The 25918-nt window shown below is 69.2% G+C and carries 33 protein-coding genes and 2 tRNA genes; 8 read left to right on the plus strand and 27 right to left on the minus strand.

Going from position 1 to position 25918, the window contains the following annotated elements; all coding sequences use genetic code 11:
- Window positions 1–22: 22 nt before the first annotated feature.
- The 4 genes from ACUZ2Y_RS11215 to ACUZ2Y_RS11230 all read right to left on the minus strand — a co-directional run bounded on the left by ACUZ2Y_RS11215 (window position 23) and on the right by ACUZ2Y_RS11230 (window position 1253).
- Window positions 23–379, minus strand: coding sequence for a hypothetical protein (locus tag ACUZ2Y_RS11215; protein ID WP_476329548.1), 357 nt, complete (start codon window positions 377–379; stop codon window positions 23–25).
- A complete protein-coding gene (locus ACUZ2Y_RS11220; protein ID WP_476329551.1) occupies window positions 376–864 on the minus strand; it encodes a hypothetical protein in 489 nt (162 codons plus the stop codon). The genes ACUZ2Y_RS11215 and ACUZ2Y_RS11220 overlap by 4 nt, the downstream gene beginning before the upstream one ends.
- A 148-nt stretch (window positions 865–1012) precedes the next feature.
- A tRNA-Ile gene (locus ACUZ2Y_RS11225) sits at window positions 1013–1086 on the minus strand.
- Between the two features lie 94 nt (window positions 1087–1180).
- Window positions 1181–1253: transfer RNA gene (locus ACUZ2Y_RS11230), tRNA-Asn, on the minus strand.
- 156 nt (window positions 1254–1409) lie between these two features.
- Here ACUZ2Y_RS11230 and ACUZ2Y_RS11235 point away from each other — a divergent pair.
- Window positions 1410–1595: a hypothetical protein gene (locus tag ACUZ2Y_RS11235; protein ID WP_091372137.1), complete on the plus strand. Its 186-nt coding sequence runs from the start codon at window positions 1410–1412 to the stop codon at window positions 1593–1595.
- Here ACUZ2Y_RS11235 and ACUZ2Y_RS11240 read toward each other — a convergent pair.
- The 4 genes from ACUZ2Y_RS11240 to dnaG are packed head-to-tail and all read right to left on the minus strand — an operon-like array spanning window position 1592 to window position 5531.
- Complete coding sequence (locus ACUZ2Y_RS11240; RefSeq protein WP_476329554.1) at window positions 1592–2293, minus strand: MOSC domain-containing protein; 702 nt, start codon at window positions 2291–2293, stop codon at window positions 1592–1594. The two genes, ACUZ2Y_RS11235 and ACUZ2Y_RS11240, sit on opposite strands and share 4 nt — an antisense overlap.
- Window positions 2290–3054 carry a trans-aconitate 2-methyltransferase gene (locus ACUZ2Y_RS11245; RefSeq protein ID WP_476329557.1) on the minus strand — a complete coding sequence of 255 codons (765 nt, stop codon included), beginning with the start codon at window positions 3052–3054 and terminating at the stop codon, window positions 2290–2292. The genes ACUZ2Y_RS11240 and ACUZ2Y_RS11245 overlap by 4 nt, the downstream gene beginning before the upstream one ends.
- A gap of 36 nt (window positions 3055–3090) precedes the next feature.
- On the minus strand, window positions 3091–3633 hold the full coding sequence (locus ACUZ2Y_RS11250) for a hypothetical protein (RefSeq protein WP_476329560.1): 543 nt from the start codon (window positions 3631–3633) through the stop codon (window positions 3091–3093).
- The gene (dnaG, locus tag ACUZ2Y_RS11255; protein WP_476329564.1) at window positions 3630–5531 is read right to left on the minus strand and encodes a DNA primase; all 1902 of its coding nucleotides are present in this window, start codon (window positions 5529–5531) and stop codon (window positions 3630–3632) included. Before dnaG ends, ACUZ2Y_RS11250 begins: the two co-directional genes overlap by 4 nt.
- Before the next feature lie 60 nt (window positions 5532–5591).
- On the opposite strand from dnaG, the gene sigJ reads away from it, so the two are divergent.
- A complete protein-coding gene (gene sigJ, locus ACUZ2Y_RS11260; RefSeq protein ID WP_476329567.1) occupies window positions 5592–6518 on the plus strand; it encodes an RNA polymerase sigma factor SigJ in 927 nt (308 codons plus the stop codon).
- A 302-nt stretch (window positions 6519–6820) separates the two neighbouring features.
- Here sigJ and ACUZ2Y_RS11265 read toward each other — a convergent pair whose 3' ends face one another.
- From ACUZ2Y_RS11265 to ACUZ2Y_RS11280, 4 genes are all read right to left on the minus strand, one after another.
- Complete coding sequence (locus ACUZ2Y_RS11265; protein ID WP_476329570.1) at window positions 6821–7387, minus strand: carboxymuconolactone decarboxylase family protein; 567 nt, start codon at window positions 7385–7387, stop codon at window positions 6821–6823.
- 80 nt (window positions 7388–7467) lie between these two features.
- Window positions 7468–8553, minus strand: a complete 1086-nt coding sequence (locus tag ACUZ2Y_RS11270) for a serpin family protein (protein WP_476329573.1) — start codon at window positions 8551–8553, stop codon at window positions 7468–7470.
- 55 nt (window positions 8554–8608) lie between these two features.
- Window positions 8609–9874, minus strand: a complete 1266-nt coding sequence (locus ACUZ2Y_RS11275; protein ID WP_476329575.1) for a deoxyguanosinetriphosphate triphosphohydrolase — start codon at window positions 9872–9874, stop codon at window positions 8609–8611.
- 20 nt (window positions 9875–9894) lie between these two features.
- Window positions 9895–10551 carry a YdcF family protein gene (locus ACUZ2Y_RS11280; protein WP_476329578.1) on the minus strand — a complete coding sequence of 219 codons (657 nt, stop codon included), beginning with the start codon at window positions 10549–10551 and terminating at the stop codon, window positions 9895–9897.
- 158 nt (window positions 10552–10709) lie between these two features.
- Here ACUZ2Y_RS11280 and ACUZ2Y_RS11285 point away from each other — a divergent pair, with 158 nt between their 5' ends.
- Complete coding sequence (locus ACUZ2Y_RS11285; protein ID WP_476329581.1) at window positions 10710–11654, plus strand: hypothetical protein; 945 nt, start codon at window positions 10710–10712, stop codon at window positions 11652–11654.
- A gap of 7 nt (window positions 11655–11661) precedes the next feature.
- On the opposite strand, the gene ACUZ2Y_RS11290 is transcribed toward ACUZ2Y_RS11285, so the two are convergent.
- Together ACUZ2Y_RS11290 and ACUZ2Y_RS11295 are read right to left on the minus strand one after the other, a co-directional pair.
- Entirely contained in the window at window positions 11662–13071 is a 1410-nt protein-coding gene (locus ACUZ2Y_RS11290; RefSeq protein ID WP_476329584.1) for a glycine--tRNA ligase, read from the minus strand.
- Between the two features lie 212 nt (window positions 13072–13283).
- Complete coding sequence (locus ACUZ2Y_RS11295; protein ID WP_476329587.1) at window positions 13284–13658, minus strand: antibiotic biosynthesis monooxygenase family protein; 375 nt, start codon at window positions 13656–13658, stop codon at window positions 13284–13286.
- A gap of 65 nt (window positions 13659–13723) precedes the next feature.
- Here ACUZ2Y_RS11295 and ACUZ2Y_RS11300 point away from each other — a divergent pair, with 65 nt between their 5' ends.
- From ACUZ2Y_RS11300 to ACUZ2Y_RS11320, 5 genes are all read left to right on the plus strand, one after another.
- A complete protein-coding gene (locus tag ACUZ2Y_RS11300) occupies window positions 13724–13912 on the plus strand; it encodes a hypothetical protein (protein WP_476329590.1) in 189 nt (62 codons plus the stop codon).
- A 284-nt stretch (window positions 13913–14196) separates the two neighbouring features.
- Window positions 14197–14469 carry a DUF6703 family protein gene (locus ACUZ2Y_RS11305; RefSeq protein ID WP_476329592.1) on the plus strand — a complete coding sequence of 91 codons (273 nt, stop codon included), beginning with the start codon at window positions 14197–14199 and terminating at the stop codon, window positions 14467–14469.
- A 100-nt stretch (window positions 14470–14569) separates the two neighbouring features.
- On the plus strand, window positions 14570–14971 hold the full coding sequence (locus ACUZ2Y_RS11310; protein WP_476329595.1) for an ArsR/SmtB family transcription factor: 402 nt from the start codon (window positions 14570–14572) through the stop codon (window positions 14969–14971).
- Window positions 14968–15381 (plus strand): Fur family transcriptional regulator, encoded by a 414-nt coding sequence (locus ACUZ2Y_RS11315; RefSeq protein WP_187222573.1) that lies wholly within the window; start codon window positions 14968–14970, stop codon window positions 15379–15381. The genes ACUZ2Y_RS11310 and ACUZ2Y_RS11315 overlap by 4 nt, the downstream gene beginning before the upstream one ends.
- A 61-nt stretch (window positions 15382–15442) precedes the next feature.
- The gene (locus tag ACUZ2Y_RS11320; RefSeq protein ID WP_476329600.1) at window positions 15443–15916 is read left to right on the plus strand and encodes a hypothetical protein; all 474 of its coding nucleotides are present in this window, start codon (window positions 15443–15445) and stop codon (window positions 15914–15916) included.
- A gap of 361 nt (window positions 15917–16277) precedes the next feature.
- Here the strand turns inward: ACUZ2Y_RS11320 and ACUZ2Y_RS11325 are convergent, their stop codons facing one another.
- The 13 genes from ACUZ2Y_RS11325 to ACUZ2Y_RS11385 form a co-directional block, all read right to left on the minus strand.
- A complete protein-coding gene (locus tag ACUZ2Y_RS11325; RefSeq protein WP_476329603.1) occupies window positions 16278–17108 on the minus strand; it encodes a TIGR03943 family putative permease subunit in 831 nt (276 codons plus the stop codon).
- Window positions 17105–18220: a permease gene (locus tag ACUZ2Y_RS11330; protein ID WP_476329606.1), complete on the minus strand. Its 1116-nt coding sequence runs from the start codon at window positions 18218–18220 to the stop codon at window positions 17105–17107. Before ACUZ2Y_RS11330 ends, ACUZ2Y_RS11325 begins: the two co-directional genes overlap by 4 nt.
- 57 nt (window positions 18221–18277) lie before the next feature.
- Complete coding sequence (locus ACUZ2Y_RS11335) at window positions 18278–18724, minus strand: hypothetical protein (protein ID WP_476329609.1); 447 nt, start codon at window positions 18722–18724, stop codon at window positions 18278–18280.
- Window positions 18721–19566: an isoprenyl transferase gene (locus ACUZ2Y_RS11340; RefSeq protein ID WP_476329612.1), complete on the minus strand. Its 846-nt coding sequence runs from the start codon at window positions 19564–19566 to the stop codon at window positions 18721–18723. Before ACUZ2Y_RS11340 ends, ACUZ2Y_RS11335 begins: the two co-directional genes overlap by 4 nt.
- Before the next feature lie 99 nt (window positions 19567–19665).
- A complete protein-coding gene (gene recO, locus ACUZ2Y_RS11345) occupies window positions 19666–20433 on the minus strand; it encodes a DNA repair protein RecO (protein WP_091372949.1) in 768 nt (255 codons plus the stop codon).
- A gap of 10 nt (window positions 20434–20443) precedes the next feature.
- The gene (locus ACUZ2Y_RS11350) at window positions 20444–20809 is read right to left on the minus strand and encodes a DUF2752 domain-containing protein (protein WP_476329615.1); all 366 of its coding nucleotides are present in this window, start codon (window positions 20807–20809) and stop codon (window positions 20444–20446) included.
- 3 nt (window positions 20810–20812) lie between these two features.
- Window positions 20813–21340, minus strand: coding sequence for an RDD family protein (locus tag ACUZ2Y_RS11355; protein ID WP_476329618.1), 528 nt, complete (start codon window positions 21338–21340; stop codon window positions 20813–20815).
- A gap of 1 nt (window position 21341) precedes the next feature.
- Window positions 21342–22250 (minus strand): GTPase Era, encoded by a 909-nt coding sequence (gene era, locus ACUZ2Y_RS11360; protein WP_091372200.1) that lies wholly within the window; start codon window positions 22248–22250, stop codon window positions 21342–21344.
- A gap of 4 nt (window positions 22251–22254) precedes the next feature.
- Window positions 22255–22599: a (2Fe-2S) ferredoxin domain-containing protein gene (locus ACUZ2Y_RS11365; protein ID WP_476329621.1), complete on the minus strand. Its 345-nt coding sequence runs from the start codon at window positions 22597–22599 to the stop codon at window positions 22255–22257.
- Window positions 22596–22922, minus strand: a complete 327-nt coding sequence (locus ACUZ2Y_RS11370) for a cytidine deaminase (RefSeq protein WP_476329624.1) — start codon at window positions 22920–22922, stop codon at window positions 22596–22598. Before ACUZ2Y_RS11370 ends, ACUZ2Y_RS11365 begins: the two co-directional genes overlap by 4 nt.
- Window positions 22915–24225, minus strand: a complete 1311-nt coding sequence (locus ACUZ2Y_RS11375) for a hemolysin family protein (RefSeq protein ID WP_476329627.1) — start codon at window positions 24223–24225, stop codon at window positions 22915–22917. The genes ACUZ2Y_RS11370 and ACUZ2Y_RS11375 overlap by 8 nt, the downstream gene beginning before the upstream one ends.
- 5 nt (window positions 24226–24230) lie before the next feature.
- On the minus strand, window positions 24231–24782 hold the full coding sequence (gene ybeY, locus ACUZ2Y_RS11380; protein WP_476329629.1) for an rRNA maturation RNase YbeY: 552 nt from the start codon (window positions 24780–24782) through the stop codon (window positions 24231–24233).
- Between the two features lie 22 nt (window positions 24783–24804).
- Complete coding sequence (locus ACUZ2Y_RS11385) at window positions 24805–25863, minus strand: PhoH family protein (protein ID WP_476329632.1); 1059 nt, start codon at window positions 25861–25863, stop codon at window positions 24805–24807.
- Window positions 25864–25918 lie beyond the last annotated feature (55 nt).

The following is a 25918-nucleotide window of genomic DNA, read 5'->3' on the forward strand; positions in this document are numbered from 1 at the left end:
GTGAACCACCAGTCAACGGGCGCTAATCAGTCACTTTCGGGTGTGGACCGGCATACTCGACCCACACCGTGTGCTTCTCGACGTCGAGCAGGTACCAGACCCGATCTCCGCTGGTGACCTCGATTTGCCATCGCGGCAGGGACCGTCCGCCGTGGGTGCCAATGGCCAGGCCACCTTTCAACTGGTGATGACGGTTGGTCGGCTTGCCCAGACCTGGACCGGGGTCGCGGCGCATGACTTCCCATGCGTCACGCAAGTTGTTCGTCGCCCGGTTCTCCAATTCACTCCACCCGTCGACGGCGTCGCTTTTGCTGTACCTGATGCGCCACTCGTCGCCAATGGTCGGCGGCGCGACCGGGTCGTTCCTCTTCGGGCTCACGCGGTGGCTGTCCCGGGCGCGGGAACGTCACCCAGGTCCTCGCCGTTCTGACGCAGGATCTTGAGCAGTCGCGGATCGGCGTAGACCTCGGCGGTGTGCTGCCACGCGCTGATCATCTGCGTGACCGGCGCCAGCGTGTCGAGGGAGTCCGCGGCCTCCAACGTTTCGACCAACTCGACGGCGAATGCCCGCATGTCCTCGCGGGGCAGGAAGCGCACCCACGGAAACGCCTTAGGCATCACGTCTGTGACGAACTCGCGGACCTCGGCGTGCTCCTGCATCAGCGCGATGAAAAGAGTGGTGGTGGTCGACACCACCTCTCGCACCTCTTTTGCCCGGCTGGCCGTCGTGAGCACCAAATCTTCCTCGCCACCCCGACGGTGTACGAGAAGCGTCTGGCTCGGCGACTCCCGCAGCTTCCGCGCCGAGTCGGCTGGCTTGTTCGACAGATCGCTGAAGTTGATCTCGGATGGAGAGGTGGACATAGTTGCAAGGTACTTTAAAACTCGTTGTCCGTCCAGCGGCACCTGATCGAGCGACCGCGTCGAGATTGAGCGCGGGACCCGCATCCGAGGTTCGGCGCTCGGCGAATAGCTGTCCAGGCTGCCGCAGGTCAACCGAGGCGTGAGGAAGTGGGGCGGGTGGGGCTCGAACCCACGGCCAAGGGATTATGAGTCCCCTGCTCTGACCAACTGAGCTACCGCCCCCACCCGACCGATCCTACCCAGGCCGCAGCCATGGGCGATCTTGCCGAAATCGGGGGAAAGTAAACGCCCCAGGTGCGCTGACCTGGGGCGAAAGCTCCTCCAGTTGGACTCGAACCAACAACCCTGCGATTAACAGTCGCATGCTCTGCCAATTGAGCTATGGAGGATTACTCCGTTGAACCGTGACTCAACGTTGGAGCAACTCTATCGCACCCCGGCAACGACCTTTCGCAAGGGGGTACCCGTATGCGGCCTCGGCAGGCGCCGCCCGGGTAGGGGAGGATGGGCGGGGCAAAGTCAGCGCATCCGGGAGGCGAAGCATCGTGATGGGGTTCCTGTTGGGGGCCGGCGTGGGGTATGTGCTCGGCTCGAAGGCCGGCCGTGCCCGCTACGACCAGATCATGCGCACCTACCGGCGGATCGCCGATCACCCCGCGGTGCAGGGTGCGGCGGGGATCGCGCGGGCGAAGATCGGGGAGAAGGTCGGCGAGAAAGTCCGCCGCCGCTAGCGGAAGCGCAGCGGGTCGCCGGTTCCGACGACGCCTGGGCGGACGACCTTCGCGTAGGCGCCGATCATCAGGTCGTGGTCGGCCAGCGCGGCGAGGAGGTCGGGGCGGTTCGGCGCCCGGTCGAGGGCGTGGCCGATGACGGCGCAACGGACGGCGAGGCCGGTGATCTCGACCTCGGCGGTGCCGATCTCCAGCCTGCGGCCGATCCAGTCGTCCTCGACCCGGTCGTCGCCGTCGCAGTCGACGAGGATGTTGGGGCGGAACCGCCGCCAGTCCACCTCGGCGTCGCCGACTTGGTCGGCCATCCAGCGCAGCGAGGCGCCGGTCAGCAGGTGCACGGGCGAGTCGTCGAGGTGGGAGATCTCGGCTTCCTCGACCACCGTCACCGGTGTGCCGACGATCTCCGAGACGGCCTCGTGCACCTTCGGGTCGACCGTGGCGTACTCGCGGCCGTCGGGCAGTTCGACGACCGTGTGGATGCCCCAGAGCACCCGCGAGGACATCTCCAGCAGGCGCGGCAGGTAGGTGAACCGCCGGGTGCTCTTGCCCGAGCCGAACTTGCCGTTCTCGGCGCGCAGCGCCCATCGGCGGTCGCCGACGACTCCGCGCTCGTCGAGTTCGATCACCTCGATCGACTCCCCGCGCAGCGCCTTGACCGGGTAGCGGGCGACCAACTCGACCTTCAACGCGCCACTCACGGGGTCCTCGCCACGAAGAAGATCCTACGGAACGAGAACAACGTCGTGCCGTCCGAACGCGGCGGGTAGGCCTCCAGCATGCGCGGGGCGATGGCCGAGCGGAAGTCCGCCCACTCGCCGTCCGACAGCACCGCGCGAATGGGTCGCAGAGTGGTCCCGGTGACCCACTCCAGCGCGGGATTGCGGCCGTTTAGGCGGTGCTGGTACGTGGTCTCCCAGGCGTCGACCTCACAGCAGGCGTCCGCCATGACGTCGGCGTACCCGGCGGGGTCGAGCACGGTGCCGTCCTCGCGCAGGACGATCGACTCCAGACGCTCCCGCCAGTGCGGCTCACGGGCCAGTTCACGGATGATCCGGTGCGACGGGGCGGCGAAATTGCCCGGCACCTGGACAGCGATCCACGCGCCGGGCGGGAGCCGCCGGACCCACTCGCGGAGCAGCTCGACATGGCCGGGGACCCACTGCAGGGCGGCGTTGCTGATCACGACGTCGGTGTCGCCGCCGGGCTGCCAACTCTCGATACCGCGCACGTGCGCGGTCACCCCGCGGGCACGCGCGGCCTCGACCATCTCCGGCGAGGAGTCGAACCCGGTCAGCACGGCTTGCGGCCAGCGCTGCGCGAGGGTCTCGGTGAGATTTCCCGGGCCGCACCCGAGGTCGACCACCGCCCTGGGCGACTCAGCACCGACGCGGGCGACGAGATCGAAGAACGGACGTCCGCGGTTGTCGCCGAAAGCCAGGTACTTCTCGGGGTCCCACATGCAGCCTCCCGCTAACAGTATGATCGTACTGTTAGCCTAGCCGTCCAGGTCGTGGTCCGCGAGGTCTTTCGCTTCGGCGATCTTGGCCGACACCTCGGCCGCGACCACGCGCACAGCGTCGAGATCCGTGCCGGGATCGGGCCGAACCTGCAGGACAATGCCGTCCTGACCAGGCACTTTGCGTTGCACGAACCACGCTCCCCCACCTGGGAGATCCCGGTGGTGCCGCGACCGGATCGAGCCCGTCACCCGCCGGTGCACCGCTTGCGGCAGCTTGCCGGGGGCCTCGACGGCGATCTTGAGCGGGGGAAGATCGGCCAGTACGACGGCGTCTCCGACCTTCTCCGACTCCTCGGCCTCGACGATGACGAACACCCCGCTCGCCCAAGTCGCCTTGGCGATGCGGTGCCAGCCGATCCGACGGGCGCCCTCGCCATCGGGCACCCACAGGCCGTGCGAAGTGGCGACAAGGTGGCCGCCACCGCGCACAGTCGCGGCGGCCGCGACCGCCTCGTGGGCGTCCAGCTTGCCCGGGAACCCCTTGGGAACACCGCCGAACAGGCGGTCCAGGAAGCTCATCCCATCCCCCCGGCGGCCTGCTTGCCCAACGCCTTGTACCACTCTTCCATCGCGACCAGGTCGCCCCAGAGCGCGCGCGCTTCGTCCGGCTGCTCGATCGGCGAGACCCGCTGCAGCCGCGACTTGATGTCGGCGATCTGGCGGGCGACGAGCTCACGCTGCAGGGCCGCGAGGATGGCCGAGGCGTAGCGCTCGGCGGCGGCGTTCTTGTTCGGCAGCGGCATCGGCTCGACGGCCAGTTCGCTGACTAGCGCCTTCACCGACTGCGCCGTGCAACTCTTGCTCACCGCTTCCATCAGCTCGATCCCGGCGAGCCCGGACGCGGTGCCGCCGGCGTCCAGGATGGCGCGGTGCAGCGCGGCGTACGCGGGGCCGGTGAAGACCTCCATCGGCAGCGAGTCGTACATCGGGCCCGCGAGCGACGGTTCCTGCAGGGCCAGCTTGAGCACCTCGCGCTGGGCGTTGAGCCGCGGGTCTCGCGGGTCGGGCTTGGGGGGTCCCTCGACGTCCACGGCCAAGGCACCCTGGTTCGGGTCGACGGGCCTGCCGCGGCGCACCGGCGCGGGTCCGCCGGCGTTCTCGCGGACCCGGCGCACGACGGAGGCCACGTCCTCGTAGCCGACCCAGCCGGCGAGCTGGCGCGCGTACTCGTCGCGCAGGGAGTGGTCCTTGATCCGGGCCACCATCGGCACCGTCCGGCGCAGCGCCTCGACCCGGCCCTCCGCGGTGTCGAGGTCATGCGAGGCGAGTTCGGCGCGGATCGCGAAGGCGAACAGCGGCTGCCTGCGGGCGACGAGGTCGCGCACGGCAACCTCGCCCTTGGCCTGGCGCAGCTCGCACGGGTCCATGCCGTCGGGGGCGACGGCGATGAAGGTCTGCGCGGAGAACTGCTGGTCGTCGTCGAACGCCTTCAACGCGGCCTTCTGGCCGGCCTCGTCGCCGTCGAAGGTGAAGATCACCTCACCGCGGAACGCGTCGTCGTCCATCAGGAGGCGGCGCAGGACGAGAATGTGCTCGGAGCCGAACGCCGTGCCGCAGGACGCGACCGCGGTCAGCACGCCGGCGGCGTGCATGGCCATCACGTCGGTGTAGCCCTCGACGACGACGACCTGGTGCCGCTTGGCGATCTCCCGCTTGGCCATGTCGAGCCCGAAGAGCACCTGGGATTTCTTGTAGATCGGGCTCTCGCTGGTGTTGAGGTACTTCGCCTGGATCTGGTCGTCGTCGAAGAGCCTGCGCGCGCCGAAGCCGACGACGTCGCCGCCGATGTCCTTGATCGGCCAGAGGAGCCTGCGGTGGAACCGGTCGATCGGCCCCTGCCTGCCCTCTTTGGCCAGCCCGGCCTTGATCAGCTCCTGCACCTCGAAGCCGCGGCCGAGGAGGTGTTTGGTCAGCTTGTCCCAGCCCGCCGGCGCGTATCCGCAGCCGAACGTGGCGGCGGCGGCCTGGTCGAACCCGCGCTCGGCGAGGAACTCGCGGGCGACGATCGCGTCGGGGCCGCGCAGCTGCTCGGCGTAGAACTCGGCGGCGGCGCGGTGCGCGTCGACGAGTCGTGAGCGGGTGCTGCGATCGCGCTGGACGCTGGTCCCGCCGCCTTCGTAGGTGAGCTGCAGCCCGACCCGTTCGGCCAGTCGCTCGACGGACTCGACGAACGAGAGGTGGTCGATCTTCATCACGAAGGCGATCACGTCGCCGCCCTCGCCGCAGCCGAAGCAGTGGAACGTCCCATGCGTCGGCCGCACGTTGAACGACGGCGTCTTCTCGTCGTGGAACGGGCACAGCCCCTTGAGCGCGCCACCACCCGCGTTGCGGAGAGCCACGTACTCGCCGACGATCTCGTCGATCCGGCTGCGCTCGCGTACCTGCGCTATGTCACTTTCCCGGATTCGCCCCGCCACAACAGACGAGTCTATGCGCGGTGCCCGGAGCGATGACCAGCCGGTCATTAGGATGGTGTCGTGACCGTAGGCGACGTAGCGCTGGCCGAGCGCTTCACCGAGCACCGCACCCACCTGCTCGGCGTCGCCTACCGGCTGACCAGCACCCTGACCGACGCCGAGGACGCCGTCCAGGAAGCGTGGCTGCGACTGTCCGGTTTGGACGGACAGGCTCGCCAGGAGATCCGCGACCTGCGCGGCTGGCTCACCACCGTCGTCGGCCGCATCTGCCTCGACCGGTTGCGCTCGGCCACGGCCCGCCGGGAGCGTTACGTCGGCCCCTGGCTGCCCGAGCCGATGATCACCCCGTTCGGCACCCCGACCAGCGAGGACCCCCTGGACGCGGTGGTCCGCGACGACGGCGTCCGTATGGCGGCGCTGGTCGTCCTGGACAAGCTGACCCCGGAACAGCGCGTGGCGTTCGTCCTCCACGACGCGTTCGGCGTCCCGTTCGGCGAGATCGCGGCCACCCTGGGCTGCACGGACGCCACCGCCCGCCAACACGCCTCCCGCGGCCGCCGAGCAGCCGCCGACGCCGACCCACCCCCGCGAGCCGCCTTGGCCGAGCAGGGCGCGTTGATCCAGGACTTCCTCACCGCCCTCGCCGCAGGCGACCTGGGCCGGGTGGTCGGCCTGCTGCACCCGGAGGCCGTCCTCATCGGCGACAGCGACGGCAAGGCCCGCACCGCCCGCCAGCACGTCGTCGGACCCGACAAGATCAGCCGCTTCCTGCTGGGCCTCATCCAGATGTACGGCCTGGACAGCATGGGCGCAGGCCAACTGGTCCTGGTCAACGGCGACATCGGCATGGCCCTACCAGACGTCCCCAGCGACGGCACCCACCGAGAACTGACCCGACGGGTGACCACCTTCGCTATCCGCGACGGCAAGATCGCCACGATCTACGACATCGTGAACCCCGACAAACTCACCCACTACGCGGGCTGACCGGACCAGCGCCCACCATTCCACCAAGGCCACCACACCATCCCGACCCCAGCCCCCGCCGCACCGGCCCACGTTCGCGCCCCATGTGACAGCTCGCGGCTGGGATAGCTCCCCGACTCAGGGCAGGCTCAGTCCAACCCGGCCGGGCCGCGGCCCGGCTCGCCCGGGCTCGGCCCGTTCAGCCCAACCGGGAATGGCCAGGCAGAGCTCTGCGCGGCCAACCTGGTCCGGCGCTGCCTGACCGATCGGCGACCCCAGGCCCCACTGCTTCTTCGCCCGCGGACTCTCTGTCGGCCTGCCGATCAGTTGGACGGCACCCGGCAGGCCTCGCCGCTGGTGAAGCCTTGGTCGACGATGCCCAAAGCACTGTTGACGCGGGCCCGCATGTTCTCCAGCCCGATCTGGTAGCTGAGTTCGATCACCCCTTTCTCCCCGAACGCCTCCTTCAGCTCAGCGACCTGCTCGTCGGTCACGGTGCCCGGACTTGCGGTCATCGCGTCCGCGTAGGCGATGGCGAGTCGCTCGTGCGCGCTGTAGGCGTCCGATTCGGCGTAGTTGTCGATCTCTTTCAGTCGTTCGATGTCCAGCCCCTCGTGCCGCTGCAACATGGTGCCGAAGTCCACGCACCACGAGCAGCCCACCTGCTGCGCCACCCGGTACACCGCCAGCTCCCGGACACTGGCCGGCAGCTCCTTCGACGCCTTCTCCACCGCCATCTCATGTCGAGCACTGGCGATGAGCAGCTTGCGGTGGTGTGCCGACACCGCGAACGGTTCCGGCACGGCCCCGAAGCGGCGCTTGGCGAACCAGTACATGGCCCGCACCAGCAGGGATGCATCCTTTTCCGTGACACCAGCGATCCGCGACATGTCGACCTCCTCATGTCGGCCCCCGATCCGGGCCGTTCACGATGAGGACGACACACCTCGAGAAGGTGTGACAGCTCGGCTCAGGACGGGTCTGTGACCCGCGCCATGAAGTACACCGCGCCGGTGTCGACGTGCCGGACAAGCAGCAGGAACGGCTTGTCCACGACCACCTCCACCGGTTCGGCGGGCATCGACATCAACCGCATCATCACCGCCGTCGCCGCCGCGCCCTCGAATCCGTCTTCGTCGATCTTCAGCACCGACTCGTGCAGGATCGACTGCACGGCGAGCGGGTCGGGGCTGATCCCCGACAGGTCCGCTTTCTCGCCGAACACCGAGGTCACCCCGAGTCCCCGCAGTGCGATCGACAGCTCAGCCTGGGTGGTCAGCTTGAGCTTCGGCAAGCTCAACGCGACCTGTGTCGACTCAGGCGCGCCGAGCAGTGCGCCAAGGGATTCGGCGGTGAGCTTCGGTTCGGCGTCGGCGAGGTCACCATCCGGAAGCAGGATCACCGCCTCCACGCCACCGACCGCGGGCAACGCGACAACCACCCAGCCATCAGCCGCGGCGTAACCGACCTGTTCGTTCAACTCCATCGTGGGCACGTCCACCGAGCCCGTCGGGGTCTGGAACGCCTTTGGCTCGGTGCCGTGCTCCCGAAACTTCTTGCGCCACGCGCACTTCAGATACAGCGCGTTGACCAGAGCCGACACGGTGTCGGTGTCGATCGACCCCTCGGGCAGCAACTCGGGGATGAGGCCGCGCGTCGTCTCGGCGACGTCAGCGTTGATTTCGTCGCGCGCCTTCTGGGGCTCGTGCTGGAAAGGCGCGTTGCGTACCGATCCGTCCGACCACCGGGACAGCTCGTCGACGAAGGCGTCCTCGACCGTGATCTTCGCGTCCGCCCAAAGCGTGTTCGCGATGGCGATCGCGGGTTCGTCCTCGTCCTGCCCCGGCTTGTCCAAGGTGGCCGCACCGGCGATCGTCGCGGTCAGCTCATCCAGCGGGCCAAGGATGTCGACCAGTTCCTGACGACTGTCTCCGCGGGCTCCTAGAGCAAGCAAGCCCAGCGCGCTGGCCACCGAGTAGGGCGACCAGCACACTTGTTCGGTGGGCTTGCCCGCTACCGCACGGTGCAGAGTAAGAGCGAATTCGAGATGCGACACGGCTTGACTCCCCGACTTGTGATGTCCGTCAGTCGAGTGTGCCACTTCACAGCGATCAGGCTCGGAAGTTGTCCACAAGCTCCGCGTGCCAGACGATCGCCTGCGCGTCCGTCAGCGACGCGACCTGGTCGACCACCACCCGAAGCCGCTCCGCGTCGTCCGCCGCGGCATGCCATGCGGGCAGGAACGCGGGCTCCAGCACAGCCGGGCCACGCTCGGTCAACGTCTCCACCAGGCTGGCGATCAAGGCGCGCTGCTCGCGTTGCATGGCCAGCCGAGCGGGGTCGCTCAAAACGAAGTGCACGGCCATCGCCTTGAGCAGCGCGACCTCGGAGGCCACCCGTTCCGGCACCACCAGATCAGCCGTGTACCTGATGAGCGGCCCAGGCCCGTGCGCTTCGCGCGTACCGGTGACAGCGGCGGCGGCGAACCTGCCCACCAGCTCGCTGGTCAGCCGCTTCAGCGCCACTTGGGCGTCGAGCGACCCGTCGTACTCCCTTTCCGCGAGGTCGCCGACGACCGGAAGGTCCAGCAGTACTGTCGCGGCCTCTTCCAGCGCCGAGATCGGTTCGCTGGAGAAATGCTTGGCGGCCAGGTCGGCGATCACCGCGCGTTCCGTCGAGTCCGCCAGGGCGCTGAGTGAGATACGGCCTGCCCGGACCCCGTCCTCGACGTCGTGCACTGAGTACGCGACGTCGTCGGACCAGTCCATGACCTGCGCCTCGATACACCGCCGATCACCCGGGGCACCGTCCCGCATCCAGTCGAACACCGCGAGGTCGTCCTCGTAGACACCGAACTTCCGGATGCCCGCGCGGCGCGGCCACGGGTACTTCGTTGCGGCGTCGAGCGACGCCCTGGTCAGGTTCAGGCCGTGACCGAGGATCTTCGGTTCGAGGCGGGTCAGGATCCGCAGTGTCTGGGCGTTGCCCTCAAATCCCCCGCAAGCCTGCGACGACTCGTCCAACGCGCGTTCGCCGTTGTGACCGAATGGCGGGTGGCCGATGTCGTGGGCGAGTCCGGCGGTGTCCACGATGTCCGGATCGCAGCCGAGTTCCTCGGCGATTCCCCGGCCGATCTGGGCGACCTCGAGCGAGTGGGTCAGCCTGGTGCGCGGGATGCCGTGCACCTCAGAGCCCTCATTGGGGCCTACGACCTGGGTTTTTCCCGCGAGCCGCCGTAACGCCGCCGAGTGCAGGACACGCGCGCGGTCGCGGCTGAACGGGGTGCGCACGGCGGGCCAGGAGCCGGGAAGGGCGGCGGCCTTGGGCAGCTCGGCGAACAGCCGTTCGCTGTCATGATCTGAGTAGCCGGGGCTCACGGGCTGAGGGTACGTGCCGGTCAGCCGACTTCGCTGTCGAGCACGATCCCGTCGGCTGGGGCCTTGGTCGCGCGGTAGTAGAGCAGCGCGGCGGTCTCGCGAAGGATGTAGCGCGCCTGCGTCTCGCGGGACTGCACGATCGGCCCCGAATGCGTCGGCGAAGTCCAGGCGTCGATCCCCGCGTCGTGCGCCATGGTGCGGGCGCGCAGTGAGTGCCACGGGTCGCTGACGATCACCGCGGAGCCCCAGCCGCGCTGCCTGACCTCGGTCGCGACGGCGCGCATGGTGCCGAGAGTGTCATTGCCCTCGCCGACACCGATGACCTTGTCCTTGGGAACCCCCCGCTCGACGAGCCAGTTTCGGCCCGCCTCCGCTTCGGTGAACCGGTCGCCGGCGCGCCTGCCGCCACCGGTGACGACGTACTCGGCGACACCTTCGTCGTAGAGCGCTTTCGCCTTGCGCAGACGGGCTTCCAGGACCTTCGACGGCTTTCCCGCGTACTGGGCGGCGCCGAGTACCACGACGACATCGGCGTGATCACGGTCGTCGACCCGGCCGACCTGCCACACCCGGAACGCCGTGCCGCCGACGACCAGCGTGCTCATCAGCAGCATTCCGATGAACAACCGGCGGAAAAAACGCAGGACGGGACGGGGGCGGGGAGACACAGTCCGCATCCTTTCACCAATCGCGCATCGGGGTGGCCCGGGGACTGTACGTGATGGTCATGACGAATCCCCACACCCCGGACCGAGTTGTCCACAGAGGCGCCAAATCATCCACAGCGGAACCCGCCGCCCTGGTGAAGCCGCCAAGATCAAGGTTCGCTCAAGGCATGGAATCCAACCGAGCCGTGCTCGATCTCGACCATCTCCCCGGCCTGTTCCCACACCGTGTCGCCCGCGCGTCGGAACTCGTCGCGCTCGGGCTTTCCGGGCGCAGCATCCAGCACCGATGTCGGCGAGATGGGCCGTGGCAACGACTTCAGCCGGGGGTCGTGCTGCTCAGCGACGCACCGCCGGTGCGCACCCAACGTCTGCAGGCGGCGCTTCGAATGGTGGGCCCGGAGGGTGTGGTGACCGGCCGGGAAGCGATGTGGCTGCATGGTCTGCCACTGCCGCCGATGGGGGCCATCCACCTGCTTGTCCCCGATCGCGGGCCGCAGCGAACCGACGGCTCGGTGACCGTGGAGCGCACCCACCGTCCACCAGACCCCCTGTGGCGTAAGGGTTTCGCCACGGCCCCGCTCGCTCGGGCAACAGTGGATGCCTGTCGGCGGACGCCGTCATTCGGGGAGGTCCGCATCCTGGTGCTCGAAGCCGTGCACCGAGGCGGGGTGAGCATTGACGCCGTGCACGACGAACTCGCGCGCGGCTCCACCCGGGGAACGACGTTGCTGCGGCAGGTCTTGGGCGACATCGATCGGGGCATCCGGCTGGCGGGCGGCCGGATCGCGCGCGAGCTGGTCGAGCGTGCCGGGCTGCCACCGCCCCAGTGGGGTGCGCGCCTGAGCACGGCCGACGATGTCCACCTCGGCTTGGTCGACGCCTGGTGGGACGACATCGCGATGGCCTGGGACGCCGACATCCACCGTCCCTGGGCGCCGCGCGCGGAACACACGGTGTCGACCAGGGCCGCGCGCCTCACCGCGCATGGCGTGGTGTCCGTACACACAACACCGAGCCGAATCCGCGACGACACCGCGGCCGTCGTGGACGAACTGCGCGGCGCCTACCGGCTGGCGTCGGCCCGACCGAGGCCGGAGGTGGTGGCTTCCTGAGCGGAACTCAGCAGCCGACGAGCTGACCAGCCAGGTACGACTCCAACTGGTCCATCGAAACACGGTCCTGCGACATGGTGTCGCGTTCCCGGACGGTGACCGCGTGGTCGTTGAGGGTGTCGAAGTCGACGGTGACGCAGAACGGGGTGCCGATCTCATCCTGCCTGCGGTACCGGCGGCCGATCGCCCCGGCGTCGTCGAAGTCGACGTTCCAGTGCTTGCGCAGGCTCGCCGCGAGATCACGGGCCTTCGGCGAGAGGTCCGCGTTGCGTGAGAGCGGGAGGACGGCGACCTTGATCGGCGCCAGCCTGCGGTCGAACCGCAGGACGATCCGGGTGTCGACGCCGCCCTTGGCGTTGGGCGCTTCGTCCTCGGTGTAGGCGTCGAGGAGGAAGGCCATCATCGGGCGGCCGACGCCGGCGGCGGGCTCGATGACATAGGGCCGGTAACGGGTTCCGGTGGCCTGGTCGAAGTACGACAGGTCGACGCCGGAGTGGTTGGAGTGCGTCGTCAAGTCGAAGTCGCCGCGGTTGGCGATGCCCTCCAACTCTCCCCATTCCTGGCCGCCGAACTGAAATCGGTACTCGATGTCCACGGTCCGCTTGGAGTAGTGCGACAGCTTCTCCTGCGGGTGTTCATAGACCCGGAGGTTGTCCTTGGCGATACCCAGATCGGTGTACCAGCGTGTCCGCTCGTCGATCCAGTACTGGTGCCATTCGTCGTCCGTGCCGGGTTCGACGAAGAACTCCATCTCCATCTGCTCGAACTCGCGGGTGCGGAAGATGAAGTTGCCGGGAGTGATCTCGTTGCGGAACGACTTGCCGATCTGACCGATACCGAACGGCGGCTTGCGACGGGAGGTGGTCTGCACGTTCAGGAAGTTGACGAAAATGCCCTGCGCGGTTTCGGGGCGCAGGTAATGCATTCCCTCTTCGGTCTCCACCGGGCCGAGGTGGGTCTTGAGCATCATGTTGAACTCGCGCGGCTCTGTGTACTGCCCGCGGTTGCCACAGTTCGGACACGGCACGTCGGACAGGTCGAAGACCGGGGTGGCCTCCCCCGCGTCGACGGCCACATCCTTGCCGGTCCGAGCCGCGTACTCCTCGGCCAGCTGATCCGCGCGGAAGCGCTTGTGACAGGAGGTGCACTCGACCAGCGGGTCGTGGAAGGCGTTGACGTGCCCGGATGCGATCCATACCGGACGCGGCAGGATCACCGACGAATCGAGACCCACGACGTCGTCGCGGCCCTGCACCATCGTCTTCCACCACGCGCGCTTGATGTTGTCCTTGAGTTCCACGCCGAGCGGGCCGTAATCCCAAGCCGACCTTGTGCCGCCGTAGATCTCGCCACACGGGTACACGAAGCCTCGACGCTTGCAGAGACTGACCACGGTATCGATCCGGTCGGCTGACACTGATCCTCCACGGGGAACTCAAGGTCGCAGGCGTGGAGAGTATCTCGGCGAATCGTTTCCACGATCGGGGGAATGGACGTGTTCAAAGGGATGAACAAACAAGGTCAAGAACTACGGATACGGCGGATAATTCACCCACCGGACTGATCGCCTCGTAAACAGTTTCAGCACAAAGCGGGCCTATTCACTTCACCGTGCACGGGGATCGCTCGTCAGCGTGGTTCGGCGGGTCCGCCCGCTTCGCCGAGGCGCACGGTCGCGGCGTCGGCGGCGAGCAGGCTCGTGTGCCTGCGGACCGTCGCGGGGTCGGCTTCGAGCACGACCTCGTACGCGGCGGTCTCGGCGGCGTCAGCTTCGGCGAGGAACGGGATCACATGTTCACGAACCTCGAAAGGAGACATCGACTTGCGATAGGCGGCCACGGAGGCGAACTCGACCGTCAACACCCAGGTCTCGGCGGACTCGGTGGACCGCACGAGCAGCCCACGAAGGCAGCCTGGCTGGGCCAGCAACAGTTCCAGCGCCCGGTGCGCGCGAGTGGTGAACGGCTCGGGTTCGGTGACGGTGAACCGGGCGATCAGCAACACGGCGGGCGGCCTTTCGGGCGGTGGTGCGAGGACGCCGCACGGTAGCCCACCCGGCGGGACCGACCGTGGCCACCATCGACCATCTCGACAGCTTCCGCGCCACGCTCGACGGCGGGAATGGGTCCGCTGATCCGCGGCCAGCCGGGGCGACAGGCGGCGGATCAGCGGTGGAGGTGGTGGTGGTCGAAGCGGCGACGGCGACGGCGACGGCGACGGCGACGGCGGAAGCTACCGCAGCGGCAGCGCGGCGGTGATGGCAGCGGCGTCGTTGGCGGCTGGGTGATGGCGGCTGGGTGATGGCGGCTGCGGCGGTGATGGTAGCGGCGGTGATGGCGACTACGGCGGCGCTGGTGGCGGAGCGCTGGTGGCGGCACCGGCGGCAATCACGACGGCGGCGCTGATCGCGTGTTGTGATCGGCGGGCTCTCAAGGGAGCGGCAGAGGAGCGGTGTGGCGGGGCGCCTTCTAAGCTCTTGGCCGCAGGTTCGAGTGCTGCTGGGGCATGTTCCACTCGGAGCGAGATCACACGGGAGGCACCGTTGCGCCAGGGTCGGTCGACACGGGCACCGCTCATCGCCGGGCAGGGGCCGTTGGCGAAGGTGCCGCCGCTGCTGGCGTTCCTCGTGGTCATCGGGCTGTTCACCGCGGGCGTGTTGGTCCGCGGGGTGCTCGGCGCCGCGCTGCTGGGGTTGCTGGCGGTGGGGGTCGCCGTGCTGCTGGCCGCCACTTGGCAGGCGCTCTCGCCGGGGCACCGGGTCGGGCGGGTGCTCGTCCTCGTGGTGCTTGTCGCGGTGGCGTTGTCGGTGGTGTGAGCAATGCCCGCACGTCGCCGTGACCAGGAAATAGGGTGACCGCCTAGGATGTTGAACACGGTAACCAAATCCGGCGGAGTCCACTGTCGGTGCAGCAGGAATGAGGACGTCGATCGTGACCTCGGAAGCCGCGTCGCACGAGCTGCGGGCAGCCGCCGAGCAGCACGAGCACTCCCCTGACCGTCCCGCCGTTCCCCCCGCGCACCGACGGCCCACCACCACGCTGACCGCCGCGGGAGACCTCCTGCGCGCGCTGGCCGCGCCGGTGCGGATCGCCATCGTGCTGGAGTTGCGGGAGGCCGACCGCTGCGTGCACGAGCTGGTGGACGCGCTGAGTGTGGCTCAGCCGCTGATCAGCCAGCATCTGCGTGTGCTGAAGTCCGCCGGTGTCGTCTACGGCGAGCGGCATGGCCGTGAGGTCGTCTACCGGCTGGTGGACGAGCACCTGTCCCACATCGTCGTCGACGCCGTCGCGCACGTGGAGGAAGGCAACCCGCAGTGACCGCGACCGACCGCGCCTCAGCCACTGTCCCCGGCAAGCGTTCCACGAAGCAGCGCACCGCCGTGACCCAGTTACTCGACCAGCTCGACGATTTCCGCTCGGCGCAGGAACTGCATGAGGAGCTGCGCAAGCGGGGCGAGGGCATCGGCCTGACCACCGTCTACCGCACCCTGCAGTCCCTCGCGGACGCCGGTGAGATCGACGTGCTGCGCACCGACACCGGCGAGGCCATCTACCGCCGGTGCTCGAGCCACCACCACCATCACCTTGTGTGCCGCGAGTGCGGACACACCGTCGAGGTGGAGGGCCCCGCCGTGGAGCGGTGGGCTGACCGCGTGGCCGAGGAGAACGGCTTCTCCCAGGTCAGCCACACCGTCGAGATCTTCGGCACCTGCGCCAACTGCGTCTGACGGTCAACCAAGGATCGCGGCAAACCCAATGGGGTCTACGCGCGAGTGGTATGAACGCCCGGTGGATCACGAAGCGGAAGCGCGGGCGTTCATCGCGGACACGACCGGGTGGGACGGCGAGGCCATCGACCTCGCACTGGCGGTGCTGCGCGACGAGGGCACGCACGAGTACTACCTGGATGCCAAGACGGGCGGTCCCATCGGCGACATCCGGGAGAAGGCCCGCGGGCGACTGGCCGCGATGTCCCACCTGCGAGAGGTGAGCGGCGAGGCCCCGGGCGCGCTCTGGTCGGAAATCCAGCAGGCCTCGGCAGTTCTGATAAGCGCGAAGGCACGGGCGTACGCGACCATGAAAAGTGGCTACGGCAGCCCGGAGGACGACGCCGCGGCCATCGAGGCGGCAGCGCACGCGCTTGCCGAGTTGTGGCGCCGCATGGCGGCGGCGCAACGCGAGCCGTGGCAGAAACTGGCCGCCCACCACACCGCGAGCCGGTTCGTCTCGGAGGCGCGCACGGCGCGGCACCGCACGCGATAAGGCAGGCAGGTAGGCGCGGCATCGGACACCAAAACGACGTCGAGGCCGCCACCGCCAAACTGCCGAGCAACCAGCAAGACCTCACCGAGCCCGCCGATCCAGCGGGGGGCTGTCGGACACGCCATTCCCAACATCGCCGAGGAGATCGCCGCGAGCCGGTCGGCGTTGCTTGGGCCAAGTCCGCGGTGGCCAGGGAACTGGCCACCGGTAGGCCTGAGGCTCGCACCTGCCCAGCCGACTGGAGCAGGCACGGCATCGAATATCAAGCGGTGCCTACCGGCCCAAACAGCTGACCAGGACGCGAGGCACCGCTAGCAAGCCTGACCGGGCCGCCGAGGTGGGCGGGCCGGTGAGCTTGACGTCAGGCCTCGTACGGGTTTTCGGGCTGGGGGATCTGGACCATGGACGCCACCGTCATGGAGGGGACGTAGTCCGTCTCCTTGGTGGCGGTGCCCGGCTGGAACCGGCCCGTCACCTCCAGCCACGTGTCGTTCGCCAGACCCGCGGTGCCCGGGCCGTCGAGCTTGACCTTCACCGGGAAGGCGTCGGCGGCGCAGCAGGCGATGGACAGGCGGGCCAGGTAGGTGGCGCCGTCCTGGGTCACCACGAAGCCGGTCAGGCGCACGGTCCGGTTGTCGAGCGACTTGCCCGAGTCCCAGGCCGCGCGGGCGGCGAAGTCGCTCATCGCCAGGGAGACGACGTCGCCCTGGGGGATGGGCGGGAACGTGGTGGAGCCCTCTGCGCCCGACGAGCGGGTGGCGGCGGCGCGGTTGTCGCCGCGCATGACGGAGTCGGCGCCCAGGGCGGGCGGGGCCACCAGGAAGATCGCCAGCACCGGGAGCAGCAGCAGCCACGCGCTCTTCGCGGAGTGGTGGTGGTCGCCGTGCTCGTCGGTGTGATCGTCGTCGTGGTCACCAAGATGGTTATCGTGCGCGGCCGGGGCCGGGCTGGGCTCGGCACCGTCGCTGTCGGCGCCGAAGTTGAGCTTCACCGCCGGCTGGGCGGGCTCGCGGGCCGACATCAGGTCACGCCCGATGGACACCGCCGCCAGGCCGACCATGATCAGGCCGCCCGCGATCAGCCAGTACTGGTGGGCGGGCTTGACGTAGAGCAGGTAGGTGCCGGTGAACGAGATCTTCAGCAGCGCACCGCCGACCAGGACCAGCAGGATGTTCTGCGTTTCGCGCCTCATCCGACACCCCCGAGGAAGATCACGCCTGAGATGACCGCGCACGCGACGGCCACGATGAACGTGGCGGGTGCGAAGCGGATCGCGAAGGACTTGCCGAAGGTGCCCGCCTGCAGGGCGAACAGCTTCACGTCGATGGCCGGACCGACGACCAGGAAGACCAGCTTCGGCAGCAGCGGCATGCCCGCGATGGAAGCGGCGACGAAGGCGTCGGCCTCACTGCACAGGGCCAGCAGCACCGCGAGGAAGGCCATCACGATGACGCCGAGGATGATCTCCTCGCCGAGCGTGTTGACCCAGGCACGCGGGATCGCGACGTTCAGCACGGCGGCGGTGAAGCCACCGATGACCAGGAAGCCGCCCGCGTCGACCAGGTCGGCGCGGGAGGTCTCGAAGAACATCCGCCAGCGGGAGCGGCCGTCTTGCTCGGGCAGCTTGCGCAGGGCCCGCTCGATGATCCACTCGGCCTTGCCGAAACGGGCCCACAGCCAGCCCATGATGATCGCCGTGGCGAGCGAGCCTGCCAAGCGGGCCGCGACCATGCCCGGGCTGTTCGGGAACGCGACGCTGGTGGCGACCAGGACGATCGGGTTGACCGCGGGCGCGGCCAGCAGGAACGCCAGCGCGACCGACGTCGGGACCCCCTGCTGCATGAGCCTGCGCGCCACCGGGACGGCGGCGCACTCACACGTCGGCAGCGCCACGCCCGCGACACCCGCCACGGGGACGGCGAACGCCTGCTTCTTCGGCAGCATCTTGTCGAGCAGCGTCGCGGGCACGAAGGCCGCGATGGCGCCGCTGATCATCACGCCGAGGACGAGGAACGGCAGCGCCTGCACGCAGACGGCGACGAAGATCGTCGAGCCGGTCTGGATGGCCGGGACGTCGAGCCAGGACGCCAGCCACTGCTGCCCGATCAGGGCGACGACCAACAGGCCGCACAGCACCTCAAGGGAGGTGATGCCGCGCTTGGGCTCGTCGGCCGTCTTGGTCTCGGCTCGGTCGGCCAAGGCGACACTGGACTTCGCCTCGGCATCGGACTGCGCGGTGGCGCCGTCCTGAGCAGGCGAAACGGCCTCGACAGGGTCGGCTTTGTCAGCCGGTTCTTTGCTCATCAGCGCTGGCTCCGGCGGTGCGGGGTGGTCACGCGGCGAATGATGCCATTATGCGCATCACGTTGGGGAGTCCCCCGTAGCACTTTGTTCACTGGCTGTTCCCAGCAACTCGGTCCGCAACTGGGAAGCAGTGGAAACGACCAGCATGAGCAGGGTGCCGAGCGCGCTGACCCCCAGGCCGTCGGCCGGGAACGCGTAACGGAGGGTCACATCCATCCCCCGGTCCGTGTGGACCACGCCGAGTGTCCCGAACAGCCCCTGGCCCGCCCGTTCAGCCGCGGAGATGGCCAGCGCGGGCTCGTCGGGCAGGTCCCAGGCGACCACGCAGGTCAGGCTGAGCACCGTGAGGCCCTCGGCGAGCTGCATCGCCTGCACGGCCGAGGGCACGTCGCCGTGCCGGAAGGTCAGCGCGCCGTCGTCGTCGACATTGACATCGTGGTAGCCCTCCAGGGCCTCGCGGGCCTTGGTGAGCAGGTCAGCGGTGGTGACGGCCTCGCTGGTCATGCGCCTCCTCCTGGGTTGAGCTGGGCGGCCACCTCGGCCGAGTCGGCCGCGGCGCCGAACCGGCGGTCGCGGCGGGCGTAGGTCTCGATCGCCTGCCAGAGGTGGAGGCGGTCGAAGTCGGGCCACAGGACGTCCTGGAACACCATCTCCGCGTACGCCGACTGCCACAGCAGGAAGTTCGACGTCCGCTCCTCCCCCGACGGCCGGATGAAGAGGTCGACGTCGGGCATCTCGGGCTGGTAGAGGTACTTCCCGATCGTGCGTTCGTCGACCTTCTCGGGATTGATCTTCCCGGCGGCGGCGAGCCGGGCGATCTCGCGGGCCGCGTCACCGAGCTCGGCGCGGCCGCCGTAGTTGATGCACATGGCGAGGTTGAGCACGTCGTTGTCCTTGGTGCGCTCCTGCGCGGACTCCAGCGTGGTGATGACGCTGCGCCACAGCCGCGGCCTGCGGCCCGCCCAGCGGACGCGGACACCCATCTCGTCCAGCTCGTCGGTGCGACGGCCGATGACGTCGCGGGAGAACCCCATGAGGAAGCGGACTTCCTCGGGGCTGCGCCGCCAGTTCTCCGTGGAGAAGGCGTAGAGCGAGAGCCACTTGACGCCCATCTCGATGCAGCCGCGCGCCGCCTCGACGACCTGCGCCTCGCCGCGCTTGTGTCCCTCGATGCGGGTGAGGCCGCGCTGGTTGGCCCAGCGGCCGTTGCCGTCCATGACGATCGCGACGTGCTTGGGCACGAACTCGGCCGGGATGGCGGGTGGGCGGGCGCCGGAGGGGTGCGGATCCGGGGGCGCCACGGGGCGTCCCGATTCGCGCCTGCTGTCCCGCCGCCGTCGCAGCACCGCAACTCCTTCACTCGCCGGATTGACCGCAATGACACTACTGACCGACGGCGCGGGGCCTTGGTCGCAGGGTGGACAACCGACGGGACTTCCGGACCGCTACGGCGATTCGCGAGCAGGCGTGCGTTCCTCGACGCGGCGGCGTTCGACCAGGGGCAGCGACCGGAGTTGGCGTTCGAGGTGCCACTGCAGCAAAGCCGCGACCAGGCCGCTGGCCTCGCGCCGCGATGACTCCGTGGACCTTTCGGCGATATCCCAGACGCCCGTGGCCAACGCGTCCATGAGGGACAGCACCTCGAACGGTGGGCTCGCCGAGCCCGGAGGCTTGCACTTGGGACACACCGATCCGCCCGCGTGCACGCTGAACGCGCGGTGCGGGCCGGGGTCGCCGCAGCGGGCGCATTCGGTGATCGCCGGGGACCAGCCGGCGAAAGCCATGGCGCGCAACAGGAACGCGTCCAGGACCAGCGAGGCGTCGCGTTGGCCGTCGGCCAGTGCGCGCAGCGCCCCGGCGACAAGCAGGTACAGCCGGAAGACAGGTTCGCCTTCCTCCGCCGACATCCGGTCGGCGGTCTCCAGGACGACACACGCCGCCGTGTAGCGCTGGTAGTCGTTGACGATGCCCGCGCCGAACGCGTCGAGCGTCTGCACCTGGGTGATCACGTCGAGGGTCCGTCCCGTGTAGAACTGGACGTCGACGTGCGCGAACGGCTCGACCCGGGCGCCGAGCCGCGAGGTCGTGCGGCGCACGCCCTTGGCCACGGCGCGGACCTTGCCGTGCTTCTGCGTGATGAGCGTGATGATCCGGTCGGCTTCACCGAGTTTCTGCACGCGCAGCACCACGCCGGTGTCGCGATACAGGCTCACGGGGACATTCTCACACGTAGAGCCGACTGAACGGCTCGAACGGCAGGTTCCGTGCCACGAACCACGCCGCGAGCACGCCCATCAGCACCGGCGGACCCCACCGCGGCCAGGTCACCGGCTTGCCCCGGGCCCACTGAACCGCCGCCCAGACGAACAGCGGCAGCACCAGCAGGGTCACCGCGTTGTAGTGGACCGCGTCGAGGACCCTGCCGTGGAGCAGGCTGTGAACCATCCGCAGACCACCGCAGCCTGGGCAGCACAGCCCGACCCACTTCGACGGGCAGACGAGCCCACCCGGCGTCGTCGGGTCGGTGGCGAGCACGTAAGCGCACCCCGCGGCCACACCCGCGCCGAGTGCCGCCCACCGGACGAACACCGGTCAGATCCGTGGGTGCAGCATGACCACGGTGCCCGCCGCCCGGTCCGCCAGGCCGCGTCTGCGCCCCTCGTCGAAGAGCGGGCTCACCACAGCCAGCAACCCGGCCGCGAGGGCGCCGGCGCCCGCCACGGCATCGGGGAGGAAGAGCGCCGGCAGCCCGTAGGCCACGATTCCGGCGGCACCCGGCAACGTCCAGTGGCCCACGGCCCGCAACCCCGCCGACAGCAGGCCTGGAGCGGCACCCTTCTCGGCGTCGACGACGCTGAGCCGCAGGAGCGCCTTGCCCGGAGTGAACCCCCGCGCCGCCACGAGCGCGGTGTCGTAGACGATCCCGACAGCCGCGATCAGGAGCACGGCGAGCAGCCCGTTCCCCGGCCAGATGAGGGCCGCCGCGATGGCCGCGGGAGCCGCGACGGCGACGGTGTCGATCAGCCGGGCGGCGAACCGCCCGCCGACCGTCGCGAGTGCGACCTCGCCCAGCTCGCCGATCTCGACCCGTTCGAGGTCCGCGCGGTGTGCTGAGGCCAACTCAGAACCCCAGGCGACGAAGCTGCTTCGGGTCGCGCTGCCAGTCCTTGGCGACCTTGACGTGCAGGTCGAGGTAGACGCGCGTGCCGAGCAGGGCCTCGATGTGCTTGCGCGCGGTCGAGCCGACCGCCTTGAGCCGCTCGCCCCGGTGGCCCAGGATGATGCCCTTCTGGCTGGGCCGTTCCACATAGAGCAGCGCGTGGATGTCGAGCATGTCGTCGCGGCCTTCGCGCGGGATCATCTCGTCGACCGTCACCGCGATGGAGTGCGGCAGCTCGTCGCGCACGCCCTCAAGCGCCGCTTCACGAATCAGTTCGGCGACAAGGGTCGCCTCCGGCTCGTCGGTCAGCTCGCCGCCCGGGTAGAGCTGCGGGCCCTCCGGCAGCCGCGCGACCAGGAGGTCGGTGAGCGTCTGCACCTGGAAGCCGTCGACCGCCGAGACCGGGATCAGCTCGGCGAACTCCATGACGTCCTGCAGCGCGATCAGCTGCTCGACGACCTGGTCCGGGGACACGAGGTCGGTCTTGGTGATCACGCCGATGATCGGGGTCCGCTTGGCCACCTTCGCCAGTTCCGCGGCGATGAACTTGTCGCCGGGGCCGACCTTCTGGTCGGCGGGCACGCAGAAACCGACGACGTCCACTTCGGACCACGTCTCGCGGACGATGTCGTTGAGCCGCTGGCCGAGCAGCGTGCGCGGCCGGTGCAGGCCCGGGGTGTCGACGAGGACGAGCTGGGCGTCGTCACGGTGGACGATGCCGCGGATGGCGTGCCGGGTCGTCTGCGGCTTGCTGGAGGTGATCGCGACCTTGCTGCCGACGAGGGCGTTGGTGAGTGTGGACTTGCCCGCGTTGGGTCTGCCGACGAAACAGGCGAAACCGGATCGATGCCCTTCGGTGCTGCTGGTCACCGAATCATTGTGCCTTCCGCTGCCCGGGCGGTGTGATTCGGTGCAGCTCAAGTGTGTCCGACAGCGGCGCCACCCCAGGTCCGCCCGCTTTCAGCCACTCCTCGATGTCGTCGACGGCCTCGTCGCTGAGCACGAAGCCCAGCCACACCGGCTTGCCGCCCTTCGCCTGCACGACGACCACATTGGACGTCTCGCAGGTGTCGAGGCACTCGGCGACCCGGACCGTGGCGCCGACCTCGGCGGCGACGACGCGCAGCCGGGCCAGCTGGTAGCCATGGTCGACCGTGGGGTGCTTCTTGACCGTCCCGCAGCAGCAGTCGCGGCAGACCGTGATCCGCAGCGCGCTCACTGCGCGACGGTGCCGGACGGGTCCGCGCGGTAGACGGGTGCGTCGGCGTTGAGGTCGCGCACGGCGGCCAGCGAGTCGGGGTCGACGTCACCCGATTCGGTGACAACGGCGGCGGCTTCGAGGCCTTCGGCGCCGCTGGACACGGCGGCGGCCACGGCGGCCTGCAGCGCGGTCAGCTTGAGCGACGGCAGCGCCACTGTCGCGGCGGCGTAGGTCCGGCCGTCGGTGTCGCGGACGGCGGCGCCCTCGGCGGCACCGGTCCGGGCCCTGCTCGACCGCGCCAGGGTCACGATCTTGGCGTCCTCAGGGTCCAGCTCAGCCACGCTCGGGGCTCCTCTCCCGTTCCTCTTCGGCGTCGGACTCCGCGCGCCGCACGACCACCGAGGTGATCCGCATCCGGCCGCGCGCGTCCTTCCCGCCCTCGGCCCGGAACCGTAGCCCGGCGATCTCCGCCTCCGCACCGGGCAGTGGCACACGTCCCAGTCGCTGGGCGAGCAGACCGCCGACGGTCTCCACGTCCTGGCCGTCGAGTTCGAGGCCGAACAGGTCCCCGAGGTCTTCCACGGCAAGCCGGGAGCTGACCCGGCAGGCGCCGTCTTCCAGGTGCTCCACCGGCGGACGGTCGTCGGTGTCGGACTCGTCGGTGATCTCGCCGACGATCTCCTCCAGGATGTCCTCGATCGTCAGCAGTCCCGCGGTGCCGCCGTACTCGTCGACCGCGATGGCCAAGTGGTTCTTGGACTTCTGCATCTCGCGAAGCAAATCGTCGACAGGCTTGGTATCGGGCACGAACGCCGCCACGCTCATCACGTCGGCGGTCTTCTGCAGTTCCGCGGCCGACTCCATGGACGCGCGGACCAGGTCTTTGAGGTTGACCACGCCGACGATGTCGTCGACGGTCTCACCGATCACCGGCAGCCGTGTGTAGCCGGTGCGTAAGGACAGCGCGAGGGCTTGGCGGACCGACTTGGTCTGCTCGATCCACACCATCTCGGTGCGCGGCACCATGACCTCGCGGGCGATCGTGCCGCGCAACTCGAACACCGAGTGGATCATCTCGCGTTCGTCGGCGTCGACGACTCCGCGTTCCTCGGCCAGGTCGACCAGCTCGCGCAGTTCGACCTCGGAGGAGAACGGGCCCTCGCGGAAGCCCTTGCCGGGGGTGATCGCGTTACCGATGAGGATCAGCAACCGGGTCAACGGTCCGAGGACAGTGGCTAGCGCCCTTACCGGCCCGGCGGCGACGAGCCCGACTCCGTACGGATGCTGGCGGCCGATGGTGCGTGGTCCGACGCCGACGAGGACGTAGGACGCGACGATCATCCCGACCGCGGCGACGAACCCGGCCAGCCAGCCCGGGCTGATCGACCGCAGGCAGATCACGGCCACCAGGACGGTCGCGGCCAGTTCGCAGCTCAGCCGGAGCAGGAGCAGCAGGTTGATGTGGCGCGGCCGGTCGTTGACCACGGCCAGGAGCTGCCGCGCACCCCGCTTCCCCATGCGGAGCAGACCTTCGACGCGCGCTTTGGACGCGGCCGACAGCGCCGCGTCGGCGGCGGCGAAAGAGCCCGCCGCGAGGATCAGCAGGACCGCGATGACCAGAAGACCGGCCGAGTCGGCTGACACGGTGTTCAGCGTTCCCCGGTCTTGTCCGACTCGCTGAGTCCGACCGCGCCGAGCAGTTTGTCGTCCTCGACCCGCTGCGCCGCGCGGCGCTTGGCTTCGGCGGCCGCCGTGCGGAAGTCGGCGAGGATGCGCTTCTGCAGCGTGAACATCTCACGCTCCTCCGCGGGCTCCGCGTGGTCGTAGCCGAGCAGGTGGAGCACGCCGTGCACGGTCAGCAGGTGCAGCTCGTCGATCAGGCTGTGACCGGCCTTGCGCGCCTGGTCCTTGGCGAAGGCCGGGCACAGCACGATGTCGCCGAGCAGCGCCGGACCGACCTCGGGCGCGTCGGGGCGCCGGGCGTTCTCCAACTCGTCCATGGGGAATGCCATGACGTCGGTCGGGCCGGGCAGGTCCATCCAGCGCTCGTGCAGGTCGGACATCACGTCCAGCTCCACGAGCAGCACCGACAGCTCCGCCAGCTTGCTGACGTTCATCCGGTCCAAGGCGAAGCGGGCCGCCGCGACGATGGACGCCTCGTCGACCGCCACCCCTGACTCATTGGCGATCTCGATACTCACGGGCTCATTGTCCCTGGTCGGCTCAGCGGCCCTGCCTGCGGCCACCCGCACGGACCGGGCCGCGGTGGGTTTCCTCGGCTTCGTCCTGCACGACCTGCCAGCGCTCGTAGGCGTCGACGATGTCGCCGACGAGCTTGTGGCGGACCACGTCGGAGCTGGTGAGCAGGGCGAAGTGCACGTCGTCGACGCCGTCGAGGATCTCCTTGACGACCTTGAGGCCGCTGCGCTGCCCGCCGGGGAGGTCGATCTGGGTGATGTCGCCGGTGACCACGATCTTGGAGCCGAAGCCCAGCCGGGTCAGGAACATCTTCATCTGCTCGGGCGTGGTGTTCTGCGCCTCGTCAAGGATGATGAACGCGTCATTGAGGCTGCGGCCACGCATATATGCGAGGGGCGCGACCTCGATGGTGCCCGCCTGCATCAAGCGTGGGATCGACTCCGGTTCGATCATGTCGTGCAGCGCGTCGTAGAGGGGGCGCAGGTACGGGTCGATCTTGTCGAACAGGGTGCCGGGCAGGAAGCCGAGCCGCTCCCCCGCCTCGACCGCCGGGCGGGTCAGGATGATCCGGGTGACCTGCTTGGCCTGCAGCGCCTGCACGGCCTTCGCCATCGCCAGGTAGGTCTTGCCGGTGCCGGCGGGGCCGATGCCGAACACGACGGTGTTGGCGTCGATCGAGTCGACGTAGCGCTTCTGGTTGAGCGTCTTGGGGCGGATGGTGCGGCCGCGCCGGGCCAGGATGTCGAGGCTCAGCACGTCCGCGGGCGACTCGGCCGAGTCGCCGGACAGCATGGCGACGGTGCGGCGGACCGTGTCCGGGCCGACCTGCTGGCCGCGGGTCGCGAGGGTGGCGAGTTCGGTGAACACCCGCTCGGCGAAGGCCACATCGGCGGGGGCGCCGGTCAGCGTGACCTCGTTGCCGCGGACGTGGACGTCGGCGTCGAGCAGTTCCTCCGCGAGGCGGAGGTTCTCGTCTCGCGACCCGAGCAGGGCGAGGACGGCACCTTCGGGGATGGAGAACCGCGACTGGGCGTCGTGCTGTGGAGTTGGCGCGTCGGAAGGTCGGGGATCGGTGCCGGTCACGTTGCTTTCGGTCCTGCCTTCTGCGCCACGCGCTGTGGGTCGGTGTCTGATCCGA

The sequence above is a fragment of the Actinokineospora sp. UV203 genome, from assembly GCF_056323665.1.